Genomic DNA, 23,507 nt, shown 5'->3' on the forward strand with positions numbered 1-23,507 from the left:
AAATGATCGAATGGAAATAAGCTATTATAATTTTATCAGGTCACTTCGAGTGTTTTTGGCTATCGAGATTTTGAATAGAAAAGAAATGATGTAGCTAAAAAAGTACCGAGAAGTCGATACATTTTTATACAACCGCTAGCGCTAACGTATAAAAACACTCGAACAGACGGGCGTTCATCATGTCTAATTAAATGATCGAATGGGAATAAGCTATTATAATTTTATCGCGTCACTTCGAGTGTTTTTGGCTAGCACAATTATTAACAGGAAAAAATTCTCGTAGCCAAAAAAGTACCGAGAAGTCGATACGTTTTTATACAACCGCTAGCGCTAGTGTATAAAACACTCGAATAGACGGTGGCTTATCATGATGTTTTGTTGAATAATGGAATAAGAATACGTTGTCAGTTTTATCGCGTCCCTTCGAGTGTTTTTGGCTAGCAGGATTTTGAATAGAAAAGAAATGATGTAGCCAAAAAAGTACCGAGAAGCCGATACATTTATATCCAACCGCTAGCGCTAATGTATAAAAACACTCGAACAGACGGGCGTTCATCATGTCTAATTAAATGATCGAATGGAAATAAGCTATTATAATTTTATCAGGTCACTTCGAGTGTTTTTGGCTATCGAGATTTTGAATAGAAAAGAAATGATGTAGCCAAAAAAGTACCGAGAAGTCGATACATTTTTATACAACCGCTAGCGCTAACGTATAAAAACACTCGAACAGACGGGCGTTCATCATGTCTAATTAAATGATCGAATGGAAATAAGCTATTATAATTTTATCAGATCACTTCGAGTGTTTTTGGCTATCGAGATTTTGAATAGAAAAGAAATGATGTAGCCAAAAAAGTACCGAGAAGTCGATACATTTTTATACAACCGCTAGCGCTAATGTATAAAAACACTCGAACAGACGGGCGTTCATCATGTCTAATTAAATGATCGAATGGAAATAAGCTATTATAATTTTATCAGGTCACTTCGAGTGTTTTTGGCTATCGAGATTTTGAATAGAAGAGAAATGATGTAGCCAAAAAAGTACCGAGAAGTCGATACATTTTTATACAACCGCTAGCGCTAATGTATAAAAACACTCGAACAGACGGTGGCTTATCATGATGTTTTGTTGAATAATGGAATAAGAATACGTTGTCAGTTCTATCGCGTCACTTCGAGTGTTTTTGGCTAGCAGAATTTTGAATAGAAAAGAAATGATGTAGCCAAAAAAGTACCGAGAAGTCGATAAGTTGTGATTTCATATCATCTAAAAAATATTCTTCACAAATAAATAGAGGTAAATCTTTTGATTTATTTTAAACAAAAAAAAGACCTCAATTTCTTGAAGCCTTTTACTTTATAAGGAAACTTTATTTTTAACTACTAATCTAAATCCTTCTCCATGAATGTTTAGAATTTCAACATCTTCATCCAGTTTTAAGTATTTTCTTAATTTGGCTATATAAACATCCATACTTCTAGATGTAAAATAATTATCATCTCTCCATATTTTAGTCAATGCTAATTCTCTTGGCATTAGATCATTCTCATGTAAAATGAGCATTTTTAATAGCTCATTTTCTTTTGGAGATAATTTTATTGGCTCTTCTTTATTAAAAGTTAAGAAACGAAGTTTAGAATTCAAATGGAATTTACCAATGTTAAATTCAAACTGTACTTGCTCTGGTTTAGTATCAGATGATTTTCTCTGAATTATTGCCTTAATTTTCATTAATAAAACTTCAGAGTCAAATGGTTTATTAAGATAATCATCAGCTCCAGCTTTATATCCTTTTAACACATCCTCTTTCATAGATTTAGCTGTTAAAAATATGATAGGCACTTCGGTGTTTTTTTCTCTTATTTCTTTGGCTAATGTATACCCATCTTTATACGGCATCATCACATCTAGAATACATAAATCGAAAGTGTCTTTTTTGAATTTCTCAAATCCTTCCATCCCATTTTTAGCTAAAGTGACATCAAAGTCATTTAGCATTAAATAATCTTTTAAAACTGCTCCAAAATTAAGATCATCTTCAACTAGAAGAATTCTTTTATTTACATTTTCCATATTTTTAATTTATTAATGGTAATTTTATTATAAAGGTACTGCCTTTTCCCTTCTCGCTTTCCACATATACTTGACCGTTATGGTCGTCTACTATTCTTTTTACATACGCTAATCCTAAGCCGTGTCCTTTCACATTATGTATATCACCCGTGTGTTCTCTATAAAATTTTTCAAATACTCTTTTTTGAGCCACTTTACTCATTCCTAATCCTTTATCCTTAATTTTGATAATAATCATATCCTTTATATTCTCCGTAGTAATTTCAATATAAGGAATATTAGGCGAATATTTTATTGCGTTCTCTAAAATATTGACAATGACATTAGTAAAATGAACATCATTGATTAAAACAGTATTTCTTAATGCATGAAAATGATTGATTACCGTTCCCTGTCTATCTTCTAATATTAAATTTACATGTTCAATTGCATCATTAATTACTTCGTGCATATTGTGTGATTCTTTTGCAATATCTAATTCTCTTTTCTCTAATTTAGAGATACGCAATACATTTTCTACCTGTGCATGCATTCTTTTATTCTCATCTTTAATCATTTGCAAATAGCGCAAAACCTTTTCTTTATCGTCAATAATTTTTGGATTTCTAATAGCGTCCAAAGCTAAATTGATAGTCGCAATAGGAGTCTTAAACTCATGTGTCATATTATTAATAAAGTCATTTTTAATCTCAGATATTTGACGTTGTCTTATTAATTGATTTAAAGCACTGGTATAAGCAATCAAAATAATCAATGTAAAAACTATAGAAAGAATAGTAATACTAACTAATTCAGATAATAAGAATTTCTTTTTTAAAGGAAAGGTAACCAATAATTCATACCTACTATTTCCTTCATTATCAGAAAATATAGGCATTGAATAGGTTGTTTCTTTATCGTATTTAAAATTCTTGGACTCTACTTTAGTTGCTTTACTATTGTTATGAACACTAAATTCAAATGTGGTATTTACACCAGAAGCTAAAAGTTCTTTTTTTATCAGCGCATTTAATATTTCTTTAGAAACGCGTTCCTCAATGGGTAAAACAGCAGCAAAATCTTTATAATAAATTTCAAATGAAGCGTTATCTAAGACATCTAAATTTCCTGATTTCTCAATTCGTACATCTGGTATTAAACTTCTAGTCACTGAGGATTTATCTAATGATTTATCATTATAAACCTCTGTCACTCTCTTAGAACTAAAACTTTTGAAATTATCGCTATTAAATTTTTTATCAAAGAACGTTGGCGAAATATTATAATCTTCAGAAATGATGCTATTTGAATAAATAATAGTTTTTTTAGTCTTTGGATTTTTTTGAATATAATAGAATTCTAAAATATCATTCTTCTCTGGAATTTTTCCTGTACTGTCTTTAAGCTGATTTATTTTATCGTAAAAATTATAAGCTTCCTGTTTTTGTATTTTATTAGCAACATCACTAATTACTTGCTTTACATGAAATTTAAATTGCTCGTCATTATTTTTAAAAGAAGTATTAAACCAATACACTTGAACAAGGATAATCCCAATTAAGGATAAGCTCATTAATAAAACTAATAATCTAAAAAAAAGTTTGTTCATTTAAACAAATTTATGATTTTAACAATATATTAAATAATGCATTAACCAAACATTAACATTTAAGACTGTTATTGTTTAATCCCTATTATTTTAAGAATTTCGGTAGCTTGTTGTTTAGCAATATCTAAATTACTATTTTCAATTACAAAGTCGCTCTTGGCAATTCGCTCTTCATCAGTCCATTGTGCTTTCATTCTTTTTAACACATTTTCACGAGTGGTATTATCGCGGGCAATAACACGCTCGATTCTGGTCTCAACAGCTGCTGTTACTGAAATAACATAATCACAATTTTTATAATTCCCACTTTCAAATAAAATTGCCGCTTCATAAATAATAAATTCTACATCCTTTTTTGTCAGTACCCAATCTTGAAAATGTTTCTTAACCGCTGGATGAATAATTGAATTCAGTTTTTTTAAGGACTCTGGATCGTTAAACACAATTTGGGATAACTTTTCTCTATTAAGAACTTCCCCATCAAAAATTGCATCACCAAATGATGTTCTAATATTTATCATAATTTCAGATGTTTGCATTAATTGCCTAGCCTCATCATCAGCAATATATATTGGTACACCCAAGGACTCAAAATATTTAGCCACTGTGGTTTTACCACTTCCTATACCACCCGTTAAACCTATAATTTTTGTCATATTATATCTTAAAGAATAATTCAGGAAATGCTTCCTGAGGTTTTTGTTTTAAAATAATTACTTTAAAGTAAGATTGTATAAATCCTATACCATAGCCGTAAAACTGTTTCCAAACTGCTATTATGGATAAATAGCCAATTTTTATGCTTTTATTTTGATACGTTGACACTATAAATAGCATTAAAAAATACAAAAAATACAACTGCAATAATAAATCAATATTAAAAAATAGCATCAATAGAAACGCTACTAAGAATCCCATAATAAATACCGAAGGAAAAAAAAAGGTAACTTTATTGTATTTAGGATACCAACTATTTAATATTGGTCTCGCTTTTCCAAACTTATTCACTTGAACAGAGAATTTATCCCAGTCAATTCTACGTTTGTGATAAACATAAGCAGCGGGGAAAAGTCTGGATTCAAAACCCAAATTCCATAATCGAATTGTTAAATCAGGATCTTCACCGGGATGAATATTTCCAAAACCCTGCGATGCTTCAAAGGCTTTTTTAGACAATCCCATATTAAAACTTCTCGGCTGAAACTTGCCTACTTTTTCTGATCCACCTCTTATTCCGCCAGTAGTTAGAAAGGAAGTCATTGCAAAGTTAATTGCTTTTTGAATATCCGAAAAACTATCTAAAGCTTGATCTGGCCCACCAAAACAATCGACATATTCCCGCTTTAAAGCATGATCAACTTCAGTTAAATATTGTTTTGGAATAATGCAATCGGAGTCAAAAATAATAAAGTAATCTCCCGTGGCTTTTTTCATTCCATAATTTCTAGAAGCACCAGGACCAGAATTACTTTTGTAATAGTAAGAAATGTCTAGTTGGTTACCATATTTCTCGGCTACATCTTTACATAATAGCGTGGACCCATCCTCAATTAAAACAATTTCAAAAATCTCTTTATAAGTTGAATGCGTTAAACTTTCTAAAAGTTCATCTACTTCATCAGGTCTATTGTAAACGGGAATTATTAAGGAAAACAACATAAATTAGGGAATATATTTTTATGGGAATAGACTTGAAAATTCTAACAAATATAAACTTTATCGATAAAAAAACCACCAACTACAAGTTGATGGTTTTCCTAATATTTAAACTTAAAATTTATATGTTGTTATTATGTAATTTAATTAAGCGATACTTTCAATAAGCATCATTTCATTAGCATCCGCTTTATAATCTACGCCTTCAACATCAAACCCAAATAAGTTATAAAAATCTTTTCTATATCCTTCTAAATCTCCTATTTCACCAAGATTTTCACTTACTGCTTCATTCCATAACGTCGCTATTTTGGCTTGCACATCGGGACGCATTTCTAAATCATCAATGCGAATTCTACCTTTTTCATCTACAGGCACTTCATTGCCAGTAAACAATCTATCTTGATATAAACGTTGAATTTGTTCAATACAACCTTCATGAATACCTTGCTCTTTCATTATTTTATACAACAAAGAAATATATAAAGGAATTACTGGTATTGCTGAACTAGCTTGCGTTACTAAGGCTTTATTCACAGATACAAAAGCTTTTCCAGCAATAGCTTTTAAACTTTCAGTGATAGAAAACGCTGTTGCTTCTAAATGATCTTTAGCGCGACCAATTGTTCCTTTTCTATATACAGCCTCAGTTAATGATGGTCCAATATATGAATAAGCAACTGTTGTAGCTCCATTAGCTAATAAGTTTTCGGCTTTTAAAGCTTCAATCCACATCGACCAATCATCACCACCCATTACAGCAACAGTATTTTCGATATCATCACCACTGCTGGGTTGAATTGATATTTCAGAAACTATTCCAGAATGAAAATCAACCGTTTTATTTGTAAATGTATCCCCTATTGGTTTTAGCGTCGAGCGATGCAAAACTCCCGTTTCAGGATGCATACGTACTGGTGAAGCTAAACTATAAATTACTAAATCAACTTGACCTAAATCAGCTTTGATTAATGCTAAAGTTTGTTTTTTTATCTCATTAGAAAAAGCGTCACCATTTATACTTTTGGCATACAAACCGGCTTTATGTGCTTCTGTTTCAAATGCGGCAGAATTGTACCAACCTGGAGAAGCTGTTTTCCCTTCTGCTGGTTCTTTTTCAAAAAATACACCTATAGTGGCTGCGTCACAACCAAAAGCACTTGTAATTCGAGAAGCTAAACCAAAGCCTGTAGAAGCACCTATTACTAAAACTTTTTTTGCGCCATCAATAGCTCCCTTAGATTTTATATATTCTATCTGATTTTTAACATTTTGCTCGCATCCTTTCGGGTGAGATGTCGTACAAATAAATCCTCTCATTCTAGGTTCAATAATCATATATGGTATTCTTTGAATTAAGTAAAATGTATCAATTTCCAGGCTTTCGCCAAATTATTTAAAAAGACAAATATAACAGAAAATATTAGTTAAGCAACGCTTTAGCATGATTTAAGGCTGATTCAGAAACCGTAGTTCCTGATAACATCTGGGCTATTTCAATCACTCTATTTTCATCACTTAATAATGTTAATTCAGATTGTGTATCATCACCCACTGTAGATTTAGCTACTTTAAAATGAGCATCACCTTTAGCGGCAATTTGTGGTAGATGCGTTATTGCAAATATTTGCATTTCACCACTCATTTGCTTCATAATTTCTCCCATTCGAATTGCAATCTCACCAGATACTCCCGTGTCAATTTCATCAAAAATAAGAGTAGGCAATTTTGAATATTGCGCTAATATTGCTTTTACAGCTAGCATAATTCGTGACATTTCGCCGCCTGATGCTACTTTTTTAAGCAATCCAAAATCAGATCCTTTATTAGCCGAAAATAAAAACTGAAGTTCATCTTTTCCATTTGAAAAATAAACTAGACTTGGATTTAAATCAATTTTAAACCGAACATTTGGCATTCCCAGTGTTCCTAAAATCGCAATCAACTTCTCTGATAATAAGGGAATTGATTTTAGTCTGTTTTTATTGATTTTAACGGCTAGAGAATCTAAACTTTTTACTTTTTGATCAATTGTTTTAGTCAGTTTTGCTATTTCTTCTTCCATATTTCCAAGTTCTAAAACTTGATTTTCCAGATTATTTTGAATTACCAGTAATTCATCAACTGATTTTACTTGATGCTTTTTTTGCAAATTAAAAATAAGCTGTAGCTTTTGACTAATCAACTCCAACTGTTCGGGATCACTCATCACTTTTTCTGAACTGCGATTTAACTCCTCGGAGACATCATCAAATTCAATAGTAATACTAGAAATTCTTTCTAACAAAGCATTGTATTCTGGCGCAAAAGGAGCAATTTTTTGTAGTGAAATTTTAATCTCTTTTAAATTATTCAGTACACCCAAATGTTCATCATTGGCAATAGCCAAAGCCTTATCGATAGATTCTTTAATAATTTCAACGTTATTCAGTTGTTCAAAATCAGTTTCAAGCGTTTCTTGTTCACCTGATTTCAATTTGGCTATCACTAATTCATTTAATAAAAATGTATTGTACTCTTGCTCTTTATTAGAATCGCTTTGTTTCTTAAGCAGCGTATTGAGTTTTGTATTATCTGATTTATAGGTTTTTAATAAAGTTTGATACTCGATAACCAATTCCTTATTAGCAGCAATTGCATCAATAATATTAAACTGGACATTTTCATCAGAAAGTTCTTGAGTTTGCTGTTGCGAATGAATGTCTATCAAAAACAAACTCAATTCCTGAAGTTCTTGCAAATTTACTGGACTATCATTTATAAAAGCCCTAGATTTCCCCGATGGTAAAATTTCACGTCTAATGATCGTTTCATTTTCATAATCTAAGTCGTGAGCTTCAAAAAAAGGCTTTAAATTATATTTAGAGATTTCAAAATGCGCTTCGATGATGCATTTTTCTTCTTTATTTTTTAATGAAGTTAAATCGGCTCTCTTTCCTAAAACGAGTCCAATAGCCCCTAAAATTATAGATTTACCCGCACCCGTTTCTCCAGTAATTGTAGAGAAACCTTTAGAAAAATTGATTGTCAATTTTTCAATTAAAGCGTAGTTTTTTATCGAAAGTGACGTTATCATTTATTTATTTTATTTTGTAATTAGGTGTAGCAGGATCTATTAATATTTAATTTCTGCCCATTTACTTGCATTCAATGGTGATAATTTATTCAAATTATCTGTTAAGTCAGATATAGTAATATTTGGCCCGCCTGAGAATATCGATACAATCTCATCTGATTTGGCATCAAAAAACACTCTGGTCATATAAGCATTTGGCCGTGAATTATTCAATTCAGACAAATTTGATAAAGCAGTTTTAATTTTTTCCTTTGCCTTTTTTAAGTCGTTTGTCATTAAGTCTAAACCTGTGTGATAGTCAAACATAGTATTTCTAATTTGGCTAAATGTGGGCGATAATAAATCATTTATTAAAAAATAACGACTTTGTAATCCATCCGATTGACTCCAACCTTTTGCACCACTTTGCTGAGCTACATTAGATATGTTTTGAGCAATTTTAAGCAAAGGATTTCCGCCTTCTAAAATAAATGTATCGTTATCTATACCTAAAATTAAATAACTGTAAAAAGAAAGAACAGAAACTAAATTAGATTCATACACATCAGCATTAACAACGAGATTCTCAAATTCAGTATATTTAAAATTAAAATCTTTATCGTTATAATTTAGAACAGGCGAAGCGTAAGAGGAATTGTAAATAGGTCTTGAGGATTGCACTTGAATAGTTGCTGTAAATTGATCTGAATTATTTTCTAAGATCGTTATGTACATGGAGCAATTTACTTTTTCATTCTGTTTTACAGAAACGCCAGTCCAATCTGTCTTATTTAAAAACTCTGTTATTGAAGTCTCTAAAGTTTTAAAAACTTGCTGATTGGTTACGCTCAATTGACGAGAATCGACTGTTACAACACAGTTTAATTGCTGCGACTGTGTAAAGCCAAATACAAAAAACAGTAAAAAAGTAATTAATTTATTCATTTATACTTTAATTTTTAAATCGTTCTGAAATCAAAATTTTTGATTGTAAAGCTATAACCGCTATTAAATACTATCAAAATGCTTTACAATTTTATTCAAAATATCAGCAGCAACAGCTTCTTTAGATTTTAATGACAAAGCTTCAATAGCGAAATCTTTATCTATAAAAGTGACTTTATTTGTTGGTTTTCCAAAACCAGCACCCTCATCTCGCAAAGAGTTTAAAACAATCAAATCTAAGTTTTTTTTCTGAATTTTAAGCTTTGCATTTTCTATTTCATTTTCTGTCTCCAGAGCGAAACCGATCAAGTACTGATTTTTTTTCTTAACCCCTAATGATTTCAGAATATCTTTAGTTTTCGCTAATTCGATTGTAAAATTATCATCAACTTTCTTTATCTTTTGACTGGCAATATGTTTGGGTTTATAATCAGCAACTGCTGCTGCAGCTATCGCTACATCAACATCGCTATAATAATCGTGACAGGCAACATACATTTCATGTGCAGTAACTACAGGAACAAGCCGTATCTTTGAATTGATAAATTTACAATGAGTTGGTCCTGAAATTAGAATTACTGTCGCACCAAGATTAGCGGCACATTCTGCAATATCAAATCCCATTTTACCTGAAGAATGATTTCCTATAAAACGTACCGGATCAATAGCTTCGTATGTGGGACCTGCAGTAATCAATATTTTTTTCCCTTTTAGTGGCAACTTACTATTAAGATCTGCTTCAATAAAAGCTACTATATTTTCAGGTTCAGCCATGCGACCTTCGCCAGATAATCCACTTGCTAATTCACCAGATTCAGCAGGTATAATTGTGTTACCATACTGCATTAATAAATCAAAATTCCAAGTGGTAGAAGGATGTTTATACATGTCTAAATCCATTGCAGGGGCAAAATAAACTGGACATTTAGCAGATAAATAAGCGGCAACTAATAAATTATCGCAAGTTCCATTTGTCATTTTAGACAAGGTATTTGCAGTTGCCGGAGCAATAACCATTACATCCGCCCAAAGTGCCAATTCTACATGATTGTTCCACTTTTCATTTTCATCGTCTTTATTATAGAAGCTAGAAAATACTGGATTTTTAGATAATGTGGAAAGAGTAAGTGGTGTTATAAAATCCTTAGAAGCAGGTGTCATTATCACTTGGACATGTGCACCTGCTTTTATGAAAAGTCGTACTAAGGATGCTGTTTTATAAGCGGCAATTCCACCAGAAATACCTAGTAAAATTTTCTTACCGTTTAAAACTGACATCGTACTATTATTTATTAGAATCTCTATGATAGATTTTACCGTCTAACCATTCTTGAACTGCAAGAGCATGTGGCTTAGGAAGTTTTTCGTAAAATTTAGAAACCTCAATTTGCTCCTTATTTTCAAAAACTTCTTCAAGACTATCATTATACGTTGCAAATTCTTCCAACTTTTCTGTCAATTCTTTTTTAATTTCAGAATTGATTTGGTTTGCTCTTTTAGCCATAATGGTTATTGCTTCATACACATTACCAGTAGGTTCTTCAATAACACTTTTATTATATGTTATTGTATTTACTGGAGCATTCGTCTTTTTTAAATCCATGACTTTATTTATTTAGTAAATTTTTGTAAATCTTTTTCTATTCGAACTAACATTTGGTCAGCTTCTTTTTTATATTTTGTTTCAGCATTGAATTTTATTAAATTCGCTTGTGCTGTTTTAGCAACATTCAATCTCTCTTCCATTTTAGAAGGAATGCTGTTAATCCCTAATTGGTAGGCAGAATCCAACTTGTAATACAAAGCATCTTCTTTAAAGGGAGTTCCGGGATAGTCTGCAACAAAATTATCTAAGGCAACAATAGCTGCTTTAAAATCAGAAATGGTATTGTATCCCTTTGCATTTTCATACACTTTTTTCTCTATTTTTTCGCTTAAAGCTTTAACTGTGCTGTTAGCCTCAGCTAAATACGGAGAGTTTGGATAATTGTCAATAAACATTTGTAATTTATCCAGAGCTTTATTAGTGTCCGTTTGATCTAAGCTGTAAACTGGTGACAACATACTGTGACTTTTTGCACCTAAATACGCTGCTTCTTGTACCTTCTCACTCTTAGGATATCCAGAGACAAAACTTTCAAATTGATACGCTGACAATGTGTATTGTTTTGTTTTATAATAAGATTGCGCAAACATATAAAACAATTTCTCAGCTTGTGGTTTTCCCCGGTAAGCAGGAGCTATTTGTTCAAAAATTCGAATTGCTTTTGAATATTTTCCTGCATCATATAGAGCAGTGGCCATCTCAAATTTAACGGCTACATCTTCAGATTTTAAAGCTTTTTGATACTCATTACAAGAACTAAATAGAACAACAAGAAGTATTACAGATACTATTTTTTTCATTTTTTTACTTTTACAATGATTTCTTAGTTAAAATTCCCACGAAATCATACCGAAGTTTCGGTGGCAAATTTAGTTAATAATTTAGCGACTTCAAAATATATTTGTCGTTTATAAATACAGTCTTTTTTATACCTGATTATTAATTTTGTTGACAAAATTATTTAGTCTTTCCGCTAAAGAATCATCAACTTTAACTAGCGGCAAACGAACCGTATTTTCTGAAATTCCCAATGAGAGAAACACTTGTTTGATTCCTGCTGGGTTTCCTTGTTCGAAAATCATATCAATAGATTCTGATAAAAGGTATTGGTATTTAAAGGCTTCATCTACTTTTTTATTCAAACCTAAACGAATCATTTCCGAAAATTCTTTTGGAAAACCTTGACCTATCACTGAAATTACGCCTGCACCGCCAGCTAAAACTATTGGTAAAGCAATCATATCATCACCAGAAATAACGAGAAAGTCTTTTGGCTTATCTTTTATTAATTGCATCGCTTGTACAATATCACCTGCGGCTTCCTTAATGGCTACAACATTTTTAAAATCATTAGCTAATCGTAAAACTGTTGCTGGTAACATATTACTTGCAGTTCTTCCAGGAACATTATATAAAATCACAGGAATAGACGAAGCTTCAGCAACCGCCTTAAAATGCTGATAAATTCCCTCTTGAGTTGGTCTATTGTAATAAGGTGAAACAGATAAAATAGCTACAAATGCTGATAAATCACGTGTTTTTAACTCGTGAACTACTTCCATAGTATTGTTGCCTCCTACTCCTAATACTAGAGGTAAACTCCCATTATTAGCTTCGATAACAGTGCGAATGACTAATTCTTTTTCGTCCTGAGTCAAGGTAGCGTTTTCTGCTGTTGTGCCTAGTATTACTAAATATTCAATTCCTCCATCGATAGAAAAGTTTACAATTTTTTTTAATGCTTCCGTATCTATTGAAAAATCTTGCTTGAAAGGTGTTACAAGTGCTACACCAGTCCCTATTAATGATTGCATAATGAGATTTATAATTTGTTTAATAATTTTAAATATTTGAATAATTCATTTATGAAAATTGTGTGGTTTTCAATTTTAGTTTTGATCATAAAATGATTAAATCTTTTGTCTATTGTCGCGAAACCAACTTTGAAGTTTGCTTTAGAGTCGTGAGTTATTTTGAGTAAAATTGCCTTTTCTACATTATAATAACTTAGTAAGAGATCAAATTTTTGATTAGCAAAATTTTTCATTTCTTGACTTTTCATTTCACCATTCCAATAAAGTTGTGATCCAGTAATTACAGTAAAATTCCTTTTTTGATCACTTTTTTCTTTATCTAAATAAGCCAGTGTTGTTATATTATCTGCTAAAACTCCGTTTGAGATTAATTCCTTTATTACTTTTTCTACTTCTAGAAATGAACTGATATCAATTAGTAAACCCACTCTCTGAATCGTACCATCTGGAAAATTTGTATCTAAATTATTTACACTTTTTTTTAATGTTTTTTTTAGCATTAATTCCTTCAAATGATTTAAAAACATATTACTTTTACTTGGTTACAAAATTAATTAATAAGTCACATTTAAAATGGTAAATCTAAAAAAGTATAATCGAGTTTCTAAACTTTTTGTTATATTCTTAACATTATTTTTTGCTTTTTCTTGTAGTAAAAAAAATTACTCTATTACAAAGATTGAGGGAAAACGAATTCAGATAACTGAAAAACAAAATCAAGTTCCTGAAATTGAGAATTATATTAAACCGTATCGCGAACATATTAATAAAGACCTCGACAGTATTCTTGCGTATTGTCCAGAAACCTTAGATAAAAGTTCTGGCAAATGGCAAACCACTATTGGAAATTTAATGGCTGATGTATCACTAATGCGTGGCAATCTAGTTTTTCAAAATAGAGAAAAAAAAAATATTGATATTTGTTTGTTGAATAGTGGCGGAATACGATCTATACTCCCAAAAGGAAATATTACAGCTAGAAATGCTTTTGAAATTATGCCTTTTGAAAACAGTATGGTTGTTATCGCGTTAAAAGGAGAACAAGTTCTTGAATTAGTTGATTTTTTTATTGCCGATAAAAAAGCTCATCCGCTAGCTGGAATTACTTTTACAATTGATAAAACAAACAAACCAAAAAATATTTTGGTTCAAGGAAAACCTATTGCTAAAGAAACTATTTATTATGTAGGGACCAATGATTACTTAGCCGATGGAGGCGATAATATGAATTTTTTTCAGAAAGGAATTCAAAAATATGATTTGGATTATAAATTAAGAAACATACTAATAGATTACTTTAAGCAAGTAGATACAATCCCAGTTTTAAAAGATAATAGAATAATTGCTGAATAAGTAAAAAAGTACCACGTGAAGAGTCCAGAGCAACGCAGACTTTGTTAATTATTAAAGTGATATCCTTTTTTAAACTAAAAGATATAGATATAGCGAAAACTGTAAAAAGCGAAGGGAAAGGACCAATTAAATAGCTCCAATTTATATTTAAAAAATAGAACGAGCACAAAATCTTAAAAATGAAAAGAAGAGAATTTATAGAAAAAACAGCTGCAAGTTCAGCATTGATAGGTTTAGGAGTATCATTAAGTAGTTTTAGTACTGCTGATACAAAACAATTAACAGTTTTGCATACTAATGATGTTCATAGTTATATTGATCCTTTTCCTGCTGATCATCCAAGAAATGCTAATATGGGTGGCGTAGAGAGAAGAGCTGCATTGATAGAAAGTATTAGAGCAGAAAATCCAAATGTATTATTGCTTGATGCTGGAGATATTTTTCAAGGCACACCTTATTTTAATTACTATGGCGGCGAATTAGAATTTAAGTTAATGAGCATGATGAAATATGATGCAGCCACTATAGGTAATCATGATTTTGACAATGGTATTAATGGCTTGTATACACAAATGCCTCACGCAAAATTTGAATTTATATCCGCTAATTATGATTTTAAAAATACGGTTATGGATGGTTTAGTAAAGCCATATAAGATTTTTAACAAAAACGGCATTAAGGTTGGTGTTTTTGGTTTAGGCATAGAATTACAAGGTTTAGTAGACAAAAAAATGTACGGAGAAACTGTGTATAGTGATCCTGTAGCAGTTACTCAAGATATGGTCAGAATATTAAAAAAGGAGAACAATTGTGATTTGGTAATTTGTTTGTCTCATATTGGTTATAATTATAGAAATGAACCCAATAAAATTTCTGATATGAAATTAGCAGCCATTACTAAAGATATTGATTTAATTATTGGAGGCCATACTCATACTTTTCTCGATAAACCATCAATAGTTAAAAATCTTGATGGCAAAGACGTTGTTGTAAATCAAGTGGGTTGCTATGGAATAAACTTAGGCCGAATTGATTTCTATTTTGACGCTAATAAAAATAAAGTAAACGAGGGAAGATCAATTGTAGTTTAAATAAAAATTATTTAGTTGAAACATCTTGTATTTAACTATACCCATTTTCAAAAGTTTATAAAAAATATATTTGAATAAAATGCCTACAAAGTTAATTAGACTTTATAGGCATTTTTAATTTGTAACCTAATCAAATGGTCAAAAAATATAACTGAAAATAGCGATGAATTGATATGCTGTTTTAGGGAATAAAGAACGATGAATTTCACTTACAAATCGACAAAATTTCCAATTTTACATTAATTATTCTTTTGTCATAATCAAACTTTTATATTTTATAGTATTAAGTTACAGTAACAGTATACTGTCGCATTTAAGTGTCGTCGTTTATTAACTATATGACCTTAAATTGATCAAAAAATTATAATATAATCTTATGTTAGAGAATAAATTTAAAACTTAAATGATTTATATGCTTAAAAAAAAGATATTATTTCTTCTAATTACTTATCGTGAACCACAAGGGATCTAATGAAATTTAGTAGTAAAATTATTTTAATTAATTAATTCCATAAATTGCACTTCAGATATAATAGGAATATTGAGTTTACTTGCTTTTTCTAATTTTGCTGGTCCCATATTATCACCTGCCAATACATAATGCGTTTTAGCAGAAATAGAACTTCCTACTTTACCTCCATTATCTTCAATTGCTTTTTTTAAATCATCTCTAGAGAATTTTTCAAAAACACCCGAAACTACAAATATTTTGCCTGCGAGTTTATCAGTTGCATTGGGATTTATTTTTTCAATAACTGCAAGTTGTATTTCATGGCTTTTTAATCTTTCAATAATAATTCTATTTTGTATATTATCAAAAAATTCAATTACACTTTGAGCAATTCGTTCTCCAATCTCATCGACTAAAACTAAATTTGGCAAAGTAGCCTGACTTAATGCATCAATATCTTTATAATGCTTTGCCAGTTTCTTAGCTACAGTCTCACCCACAAAACGTATTCCTAGCGCATATAAAACTCTTTCAAAGGGAATATTTTTAGAGTTTTGCACCCCAGCAACTAAATTTTCAGCTGATTTCTGTGCCATACGCTCTAATGGCAAAATTTGTTCAACCTTTAACTCATATAAATCAGCATAATTATTTATCAATCCATTTATAAAAAGCAGTGCTACAGTTTCTTGGCCTAAACCATCTATATCCATTGCTTTACGCGATATAAAATGCTGAATTCTACCTATAATTTGTGGTGGACATCCATAAAAATTAGGACAATAATGATTGGCCTCTCCCGCATTACGAATTAGCAAAGTATCACATTCAGGACAATGTGTAATATATCTAGTAGGCACTGAATCTGCTTCTCTTTTACTTAAATCTACTGCAATAATTTTAGGTATAATCTCGCCACCTTTTTCTACAAAAACAGTATCATTTACACGAATATCTAATTTCTCAATTTGATCTGCATTATGTAATGAAGCTCTTTTTACCACTGATCCTGCCAGTTGTACACCTTGCAAATTAGCAACTGGAGTTATGGCTCCTGTACGACCCACTTGATAGGAAATGGAATTCAACACTGTAGAAACCTGTTCAGATTTAAATTTATAAGCAATTGCCCAGCGCGGAGATTTAGCGGTATAACCTAATTCATCTTGATGGTTAAAGGAATTTACTTTTATAACTACTCCATCCGTTTCATAAGGAAGGTCGTGCCTATGAATATCCCAATAATCAATAAAAGTAAAAACTCCTTCTAAATCACGAGCTAATGTAGCTTCTTTTGGAGCTTTGAATCCCCAATTTCTCGCCGTTTCTAATCCTTCAAACTGTGACTTAAAAGGAAGATTGCTACCCACTAAAAAATACAGTAAGCAATCCAACGGACGTTTAGCTACTAGAGCGCTGTCTTGTAATTTTAAACTACCTGAAGCGGTATTTCTAGGATTTGCATAAGGAGTCTCTCCTATTTCAATTAACTCCTGATTCATTTTGTTAAAACCAGCAAACGGTAAAATAATTTCCCCACGTATATCAAATTTTGCTGGAAAATTACCTTTTAACTTAAGAGGAACTGATTTTATAGTTTTAATATTATTAGTGACATCATCACCTTGAAAGCCATCACCGCGTGTAACAGCTCGTTTTAAAAATCCATCTTCGTAAGTAATACTGATCGATGCTCCATCATATTTTAGCTCACAGGTGTACTCTAAAGGCACATCTCCTAATACTTTTTGGATTCGCTTTTCCCAGTCAATTATTTCCTCTTTGGAGTATGAATTGTCAAGAGAATACATACGATGATCGTGAGCAACGGTACTAAAATTTTTAGTTATCGATCCACCGACCCTCTGCGTTGGAGAATTTTCATCAAAATATTCAGGATTGTTGCTTTCAAGCTCTTGTAATTCTTTAAGTTTTAAATCAAATTCATAATCGGAAATAACAGGTGCATCTAAAACATAATAGTTGTGGTTGTGCTGATTTAATTCGTTTCGTAAACTTTGAATTGTTTTTTGGATGTCCATATAATATAAAAATTGGCTATTTTAGTTTCTGTAAAAGCGTACTAAAATAACCAATTTAAAAATAAAAACAATATAATTATGATTCGATAATCGAATTAATTTGTTTGTATAAAAGACCATCGCTTAAAAATGCTCCTTGCTGAATTAATGCAAAAATTGAGCTATTGCGATCCTCGGTAAATTCTTTCTTTCCAACCTTCATTTCGATTGTATCGGTAAACATATTATCGCTAAGCCACTGCAGCCCCTCACGTGTAAAAAAGTCAATATCAGTAACAACCGACTTTAAAACAATAGATTGAACATAAGTATCAAAACAATGGAAAAGGAAAATGTGATTTTTCGAAAAATGTTCAAGATAATCTGCTTTTGTTAAAACACCTTCCCAAACTAAATCAGAGAAAACATCTAATTCTTGCTCAGCAACTTCGGGTTTGTCTTTTTTAATGGTATCCCATTCTGCTTTATCAATTGCTTGAGTAGCTAGAAAGGTACTGAACTCTTGATGTAGTTCTTCAAATTGTTCTTTTGTTAATCTTGAGTATTTCATAATAATAATTTTGTCGCCAAAGCGCAAAGGCACTAAGTGATTTTATATGATTTAAAATGGTAATAACTTTATTACTAATAATAAAAATAATCTATTCGATATAAATTTAATTATAAATTTTTGCTTTTGCCCATGACATCAAACAAAAAAATCCCGATTTACATCGGGATTTAAATCTATACAAATAGAAATTATGCTTTCTCAGCAACAATTTCGTAATCTAATTCTACAATTACATCTCTATGTAAACGAACGCTAGCGTTGTATTTACCAGTACGTTTAACGATACCGCTTGTGATGAATTTTCTATCTACTTGTTGTCCACCTTTTGCAAGAGCATCGGCAATATCGATATTTGTGATCGAACCAAATAATTTTTCTCCACCTGCTTTTGCAAAAATTTTGATTTCGATAGCTCTTAAAGCTGCAGCTACTGCTTGTGCATCTGATACAACTTTAGCTTCTTTGTGTGCTCTTTGTTTAAGGTTTTCAGCTAATACTTTCTTTGCAGAAGAAGTAGCTAAATGGGCTTGACCAGTTGGGATTAAAAAGTTACGACCGTAACCATTTTTAACTGATACAATATCATCTTTAAATCCTAAATTTTGAACGTCTTGTCTTAAAATAAGTTCCATGTTGTTGTCCTTTATTATAGAAGTTAGTCCCGATAGCTATCGGGACAACAACTTAATTATTAATTATTATTTTAGTAAATCCGCCACGTATGGCATTAAAGATAAGTGACGTGCTCTTTTGACAGCAACTGAAACTTTTCTTTGAAATTTTAATGAAGTTCCTGTTAAACGACGAGGAAGAATTTTTCCTTGTTCGTTTACAAACTTCAATAAGAAATCAGCATCTTTATAATCAATATATTTGATACCTGATTTTTTGAAACGACAATACTTTTTTTGTTTGTTTGTTTCTATGTTCAAAGGCGTTAGATATCTAATATCCCCGTCTTTTTTGCCTGAAGCCGATTGTTGTAGTGTAGCCATGATTACGCTTTTTTTGCTTTTAATTTAGTTCTTCTTCTCTCAGCCCAAGAAATTGCATGTTTATCTAAACTTACAGTTAAGAAACGCATAATTCTTTCGTCACGTCTAAATTCAGTCTCAAAAGCAATAAGAACTTCTCCAGCTACTTTGAATTCGAATAAATGATAAAAACCAGATTTTTTGTTCTGAATTTCGTAAGCCATTTTCTTTAGGCCCCAGTCTTCTTTAGACACCATTTCTGCTCCTCTACTAGTAAGAAAATCTTCAAATTTGCTTACTGTTTCCTTTACCTGTGTGTCAGATAAAACGGGATTTAAAATGAAAACAGTTTCATAATGATTCATAAATTTGTATTTATTTGTTATTTTGGGTGCAAAAGTAATGATTATTTATTAACTCACAAACCTAATGATCATATATTCGATGATTATTGAAATTATTTAGATAAAATGATCAACTTAAATAAAAAAAAAGTATGTTTACAAAGCCAAATCTCTAATATACTATTTATGAAACTAAACTGTGTCGTAGTAGACGATAGTTCCATACAACGAATGACTATTGCAAAACTCGTTAATAACCATCAAAATTTACATCTTATTGGTGATTTCTCAAATGCAATCGAGGCCAAAAGTTGTATGTCTGTCCATAATGTGGATTTGATATTTCTTGATATTGAAATGCCCGTAATTAATGGTTTTGCATTTCTTGACGGACTAAAAGTTAAACCACAAATCATCTTTATCACTTCCAAGGCAGAGTATGCTATGAAAGCTTTTGATTATGACGCAACTGATTATCTTCAAAAACCAATTGTAGTAGATCGGTTTAATGCAGCAGTAAAAAGAGCAATCGATTTTCACTTACTGAAAAGAGATAATAAGGAAGAAGAAGGTGAACATATATTTATTAAAAGTAATCTAAAAAAACTTAAAATTTTCACCTCAAAAATAAAATGGATTGAGGCTTACGGCGATTATGTAAAGGTAGTCACCGAGGATGATAGTAATCTGGTACTTTCGACAATGAAATCATTTGAAAATGATCTCTCTAAGGAAAAATTTGTAAGGGTACATAAATCTTATATTATTAACATTGATAAAGTAGAGCGTTTTAATAGCAAATTTGCCGAAATTGGACCTACCAAAATTCCATTAAGCCGTCATAAAAAAGAGGATTTAGTAAAAGCACTTTCCTTTACTTAGATTCCGTTAAATCACAATATATACCGATTCATCTTCACTGTCTTTCGACAAAAGATGAGTCGGTTTTTTTCTAGTAAATTCTGTAAACAATTTTAGCCTATATAGTTTTGTTTATCTAATAAAAATCTACGTTTATTGTCACTTTTATAGCTCTATATTGAGAGACTGCCTCAAAACTATTCAACATTTTTTGAATGGCAATCTTAGTATTTACTAGTGAAACATTCATCGGTATTTTTATAACGATAGTACGAATGTATTCATTTCGTATTCTACTAATTACAGGTTCCTCAGGTCCTAAAACAGGCATTTCCAAATTTTGACTCATAACTTGGTACAACCATATTGATCCTGCTTTTAGCCTTTCAAAGTCCCGCTGTTTTAAAGTAACTTTTATTATTCGGAAATAAGGTGGGTATTTATAAATTTTTCGATCGTACAATTGCTCGGTAAACATTGCCTCATAATTATTAAAGGTCACTTGCTGTATAGTATTGTGTTCGGGATTATAGGTTTGTATAATCACTTTTCCCTGCTTCTCTGAGCGGCCAGCTCTACCTGCAACCTGAGTAAGCATTTGATACGTACGTTCAAAAGCTCTAAAATCAGGGTGATACAGCATATTATCAGCATTCATAACACCTACTAAACTAACATTATCAAAATCTAATCCTTTAGCTAGCATTTGTGTTCCTACTAAAATATCAATTTCTCTGTTTTTAAAACTATCTATAATTTTTTCGAAACCATATTTTCCCCGTGTGGTATCCTGATCCATCCTTCCTGTTTTGGAATTAGGAAATAAAGAAAGTAGTTCTTGCTCAATTTGTTCTGTACCAAAACCTTTAGTTGTCAATTCTACACTTGAACATGCTTGACAATGCGTAGGTTTTGCCATAGAATATCCGCAATAATGACAGCGCAACTGATTTTTATGCTTATGATAGGTTAAACTTACGTCACATTGCTGACAATGCGGAACATGGCCACAAGTAATACACTCAATTATGGGAGAATAACCCCTTCTGTTTTGAAATAAAATTACCTGTTCGCCTAATGACAAAGCAGTTGTAATTTCCACAATTAGAACATCACTAAAATGTCCAGTCATTCGCTTCCTAAAATACTTATCCTTTAAATCAACTAATTCAATATTGGGCATTAATACGTTTCCGTAGCGTTTTGAAAGTGCTACCAAACCAAATTTTCCTGATGTAGCATTATAATACGTTTCAATACTGGGCGTTGCTGATCCTAATAAAACTTTTGCTTTAAAAGAATGAGCTAAAACTATTGCAGCATCTCTAGCATGATAACGTGGTGCAGGATCTACTTGCTTAAATGTTTGTTCATGTTCCTCATCAACAATTATAAATCCTAGATTGTTAAAAGGTAAAAATAAAGCCGACCGCGCTCCTATTACTATTTGTGCTTTATCTGAATTATTTAATACTTGGGTCCAAACTTCGATACGCTCATTATTGTTATATTTAGAATGAAAAATAGCTACTTTATTTCCAAAATAATTTTGCAATCGTCCTACAAGTTGTGTGGTTAATGCTATTTCTGGTAACAAATACAAAATTTGTTTATCAGTTTTTAGATATTCCTCGATAAGCTTTATATAAATTTCTGTCTTACCGCTTGAAGTTACTCCATGAAGTAAACACACCTCTTTGTGAAGAAAACGCTCTTTAATAGCGACAAAAGCATTATTTTGCTCCTCACTTAATTGTAATTGTTTTTTACTTACTTGTCCATTAAATGTAACTCTGTCTTGCTGTAAAAAATATTCTTCTAAAATTTCTTTCTCAATTAATGCCTTAATAATTGCTGGGGAAGATTTTGATTGTTCAACAAGCTTTTTTACTGAAATTGCTTTTTTTTCTGATGCACTTAATTGAAAGTATCGCATCACGACTTCCTTTTGTTTGCTGGCATTTCTTAAAATTTCTAGCAAATCATTCAAACCTTGATTGGAATCATATTTAGGATGCAACCGCACATAACGTACTAATTTAGGTTTATAACTCTCCTGAATTTCCTCTTGAAGAACTAAAATATTTTTGTCAATCAATTTTTGTATAACAGGAAAGATATTCTTTTTGTTTAAAATCGCAATTATATCTTGTACTTTCAACGAGCTTTGCTGTTGCAACGCTTCATAAATAAGAAACTCATCATCTGAAAGCAGACTAGTATCGATAAAAGAATCAGTTTTTTGCGAAATTAAAGTTTCGCTTTCCAACAAAAGCGCGCTTGGCATTGCACCACGATATACGTCACCTATAGCGCACATATAATAAGAAGCAATCCACTGCCAATGCGCAATTTGGATTTTAGTTACTATTGGTTTTTCATCCAGTATTTGGTGAATTTCCTTGGCTTCATATAAAACTGGTTTATTTTGATGAAGCTCAATAGCTAAAGCGGTGTAAATTTTACTTTTTCCAAATGGTACAGCAACTCGCATACCTATCTTTAAATAATGAAATTCAGCTTCAGTTACACTGTATGTAAAGGTTTTAGCTAATGAAAGTGGTAAAATTACTTCTACGAAATACATCGGTTATGAATTATTCGTTATATGGAATGGTTTATTTTTAATAGATCCTACTGAAATCTTTGAACTTTCGTACTATTATTTCTCTCTATACCAATACTGCGTTCTACCAAATAATGAAATCCCAATATATCCTCGTACTTTTAATTTGTCTTCTGATTCAAGCGTTATAAAACATTTATAAAGCTTGCCTGTTTTAGGATCCAATATTTTACCTCCAGCATATTCAGATTTATCTTTTTTTAAACCTTTGATGACAACTAATCCTATAATTGGTTTATTTTTATCATCACCACTGCAATTACTGCAGATTTTTTTGCGATGTTCAGCATCAAGTATTTCTACGACTTTTCCATAAATTTTGCCTGAGCGTTCATATACTTCTACAATTGATATAGCCTTGCCGGTCTCATCATCAATAGTTTTCCATTTTCCAATTACAGTAGAATTTTGACCGTATGAAACCAAAACAATAAGCAGCAGCAGAGTAGTATAGAAATTTCTCATTTT

22 protein-coding genes are annotated in these 23,507 nt (G+C 31.3%); 3 read left to right on the top strand and 19 right to left on the bottom strand.

What is annotated here, in order from left to right:
• Window positions 1-1,363: 1,363 nt before the first annotated feature.
• The 12 genes from RCH18_RS13095 to RCH18_RS13150 all read right to left on the bottom strand — a co-directional run bounded on the left by RCH18_RS13095 (window position 1,364) and on the right by RCH18_RS13150 (window position 13,271).
• The gene (locus RCH18_RS13095) at window positions 1,364-2,080 is read right to left on the bottom strand and encodes a response regulator transcription factor (RefSeq protein ID WP_326937213.1); all 717 of its coding nucleotides are present in this window, start codon (window positions 2,078-2,080) and stop codon (window positions 1,364-1,366) included.
• 4 nt (window positions 2,081-2,084) lie between these two features.
• Window positions 2,085-3,668: a sensor histidine kinase gene (locus RCH18_RS13100; RefSeq protein WP_326937214.1), complete on the bottom strand. Its 1,584-nt coding sequence runs from the start codon at window positions 3,666-3,668 to the stop codon at window positions 2,085-2,087.
• A 68-nt stretch (window positions 3,669-3,736) separates the two neighbouring features.
• Entirely contained in the window at window positions 3,737-4,324 is a 588-nt protein-coding gene (coaE, locus tag RCH18_RS13105; protein WP_326937215.1) for a dephospho-CoA kinase, read from the bottom strand.
• A gap of 1 nt (window position 4,325) precedes the next feature.
• Window positions 4,326-5,327 (bottom strand): glycosyltransferase, encoded by a 1,002-nt coding sequence (locus RCH18_RS13110; RefSeq protein WP_326937216.1) that lies wholly within the window; start codon window positions 5,325-5,327, stop codon window positions 4,326-4,328.
• A 144-nt stretch (window positions 5,328-5,471) separates the two neighbouring features.
• A complete protein-coding gene (gene fabV, locus RCH18_RS13115; protein WP_326937217.1) occupies window positions 5,472-6,662 on the bottom strand; it encodes an enoyl-ACP reductase FabV in 1,191 nt (396 codons plus the stop codon).
• Window positions 6,663-6,747: 85 nt separating this feature from the next.
• The gene (gene recN, locus RCH18_RS13120; RefSeq protein ID WP_326937218.1) at window positions 6,748-8,400 is read right to left on the bottom strand and encodes a DNA repair protein RecN; all 1,653 of its coding nucleotides are present in this window, start codon (window positions 8,398-8,400) and stop codon (window positions 6,748-6,750) included.
• A 39-nt stretch (window positions 8,401-8,439) separates the two neighbouring features.
• Complete coding sequence (porD, locus tag RCH18_RS13125; RefSeq protein ID WP_326937219.1) at window positions 8,440-9,324, bottom strand: type IX secretion system protein PorD; 885 nt, start codon at window positions 9,322-9,324, stop codon at window positions 8,440-8,442.
• Between the two features lie 63 nt (window positions 9,325-9,387).
• Complete coding sequence (gene coaBC, locus RCH18_RS13130; protein WP_326937220.1) at window positions 9,388-10,602, bottom strand: bifunctional phosphopantothenoylcysteine decarboxylase/phosphopantothenate--cysteine ligase CoaBC; 1,215 nt, start codon at window positions 10,600-10,602, stop codon at window positions 9,388-9,390.
• A 7-nt stretch (window positions 10,603-10,609) separates the two neighbouring features.
• On the bottom strand, window positions 10,610-10,927 hold the full coding sequence (locus RCH18_RS13135; protein WP_073017603.1) for a DNA-directed RNA polymerase subunit omega: 318 nt from the start codon (window positions 10,925-10,927) through the stop codon (window positions 10,610-10,612).
• Between the two features lie 8 nt (window positions 10,928-10,935).
• Window positions 10,936-11,730 carry an outer membrane protein assembly factor BamD gene (locus RCH18_RS13140; RefSeq protein WP_326937221.1) on the bottom strand — a complete coding sequence of 265 codons (795 nt, stop codon included), beginning with the start codon at window positions 11,728-11,730 and terminating at the stop codon, window positions 10,936-10,938.
• Window positions 11,731-11,856: 126 nt separating this feature from the next.
• On the bottom strand, window positions 11,857-12,744 hold the full coding sequence (gene dapA, locus RCH18_RS13145; protein WP_326937222.1) for a 4-hydroxy-tetrahydrodipicolinate synthase: 888 nt from the start codon (window positions 12,742-12,744) through the stop codon (window positions 11,857-11,859).
• A gap of 8 nt (window positions 12,745-12,752) precedes the next feature.
• Window positions 12,753-13,271, bottom strand: a complete 519-nt coding sequence (locus RCH18_RS13150; RefSeq protein ID WP_326937223.1) for a DUF6913 domain-containing protein — start codon at window positions 13,269-13,271, stop codon at window positions 12,753-12,755.
• 46 nt (window positions 13,272-13,317) lie between these two features.
• Between RCH18_RS13150 and RCH18_RS13155 the strand changes: the two genes are divergently transcribed.
• Together RCH18_RS13155 and RCH18_RS13160 are read left to right on the top strand one after the other, a co-directional pair.
• Window positions 13,318-14,097, top strand: a complete 780-nt coding sequence (locus RCH18_RS13155; protein ID WP_326937224.1) for a 5'-nucleotidase — start codon at window positions 13,318-13,320, stop codon at window positions 14,095-14,097.
• Between the two features lie 179 nt (window positions 14,098-14,276).
• A complete protein-coding gene (locus RCH18_RS13160) occupies window positions 14,277-15,188 on the top strand; it encodes a bifunctional metallophosphatase/5'-nucleotidase (protein WP_326937225.1) in 912 nt (303 codons plus the stop codon).
• A 495-nt stretch (window positions 15,189-15,683) separates the two neighbouring features.
• On the opposite strand, the gene ligA is transcribed toward RCH18_RS13160, so the two are convergent.
• The 5 genes from ligA to rpsF form a co-directional block, all read right to left on the bottom strand.
• The gene (ligA, locus tag RCH18_RS13165) at window positions 15,684-17,681 is read right to left on the bottom strand and encodes an NAD-dependent DNA ligase LigA (protein ID WP_326937226.1); all 1,998 of its coding nucleotides are present in this window, start codon (window positions 17,679-17,681) and stop codon (window positions 15,684-15,686) included.
• 76 nt (window positions 17,682-17,757) lie between these two features.
• On the bottom strand, window positions 17,758-18,231 hold the full coding sequence (locus tag RCH18_RS13170; protein ID WP_326937227.1) for a DUF6495 family protein: 474 nt from the start codon (window positions 18,229-18,231) through the stop codon (window positions 17,758-17,760).
• Window positions 18,232-18,422: 191 nt separating this feature from the next.
• On the bottom strand, window positions 18,423-18,866 hold the full coding sequence (rplI, locus tag RCH18_RS13175) for a 50S ribosomal protein L9 (RefSeq protein ID WP_326937228.1): 444 nt from the start codon (window positions 18,864-18,866) through the stop codon (window positions 18,423-18,425).
• Window positions 18,867-18,932: 66 nt separating this feature from the next.
• Window positions 18,933-19,229 (bottom strand): 30S ribosomal protein S18, encoded by a 297-nt coding sequence (gene rpsR / locus RCH18_RS13180; protein WP_326937229.1) that lies wholly within the window; start codon window positions 19,227-19,229, stop codon window positions 18,933-18,935.
• Window positions 19,230-19,231: 2 nt separating this feature from the next.
• Complete coding sequence (gene rpsF, locus RCH18_RS13185) at window positions 19,232-19,573, bottom strand: 30S ribosomal protein S6 (protein ID WP_326937230.1); 342 nt, start codon at window positions 19,571-19,573, stop codon at window positions 19,232-19,234.
• 165 nt (window positions 19,574-19,738) lie between these two features.
• On the opposite strand from rpsF, the gene RCH18_RS13190 reads away from it, so the two are divergent.
• Complete coding sequence (locus tag RCH18_RS13190) at window positions 19,739-20,434, top strand: LytR/AlgR family response regulator transcription factor (protein WP_326937231.1); 696 nt, start codon at window positions 19,739-19,741, stop codon at window positions 20,432-20,434.
• Window positions 20,435-20,549: 115 nt separating this feature from the next.
• Here RCH18_RS13190 and priA read toward each other — a convergent pair whose 3' ends face one another.
• Both priA and RCH18_RS13200 read right to left on the bottom strand, forming a co-directional pair.
• The gene (gene priA / locus RCH18_RS13195) at window positions 20,550-23,000 is read right to left on the bottom strand and encodes a replication restart helicase PriA (protein ID WP_326937232.1); all 2,451 of its coding nucleotides are present in this window, start codon (window positions 22,998-23,000) and stop codon (window positions 20,550-20,552) included.
• A 75-nt stretch (window positions 23,001-23,075) separates the two neighbouring features.
• Complete coding sequence (locus tag RCH18_RS13200; RefSeq protein ID WP_326937233.1) at window positions 23,076-23,504, bottom strand: DUF2147 domain-containing protein; 429 nt, start codon at window positions 23,502-23,504, stop codon at window positions 23,076-23,078.
• Window positions 23,505-23,507: the final 3 nt, after the last annotated feature.

The sequence above is a fragment of the Flavobacterium sp. PL11 genome (assembly GCF_035985025.1).
GTDB lineage: Bacteria > Bacteroidota > Bacteroidia > Flavobacteriales > Flavobacteriaceae > Flavobacterium.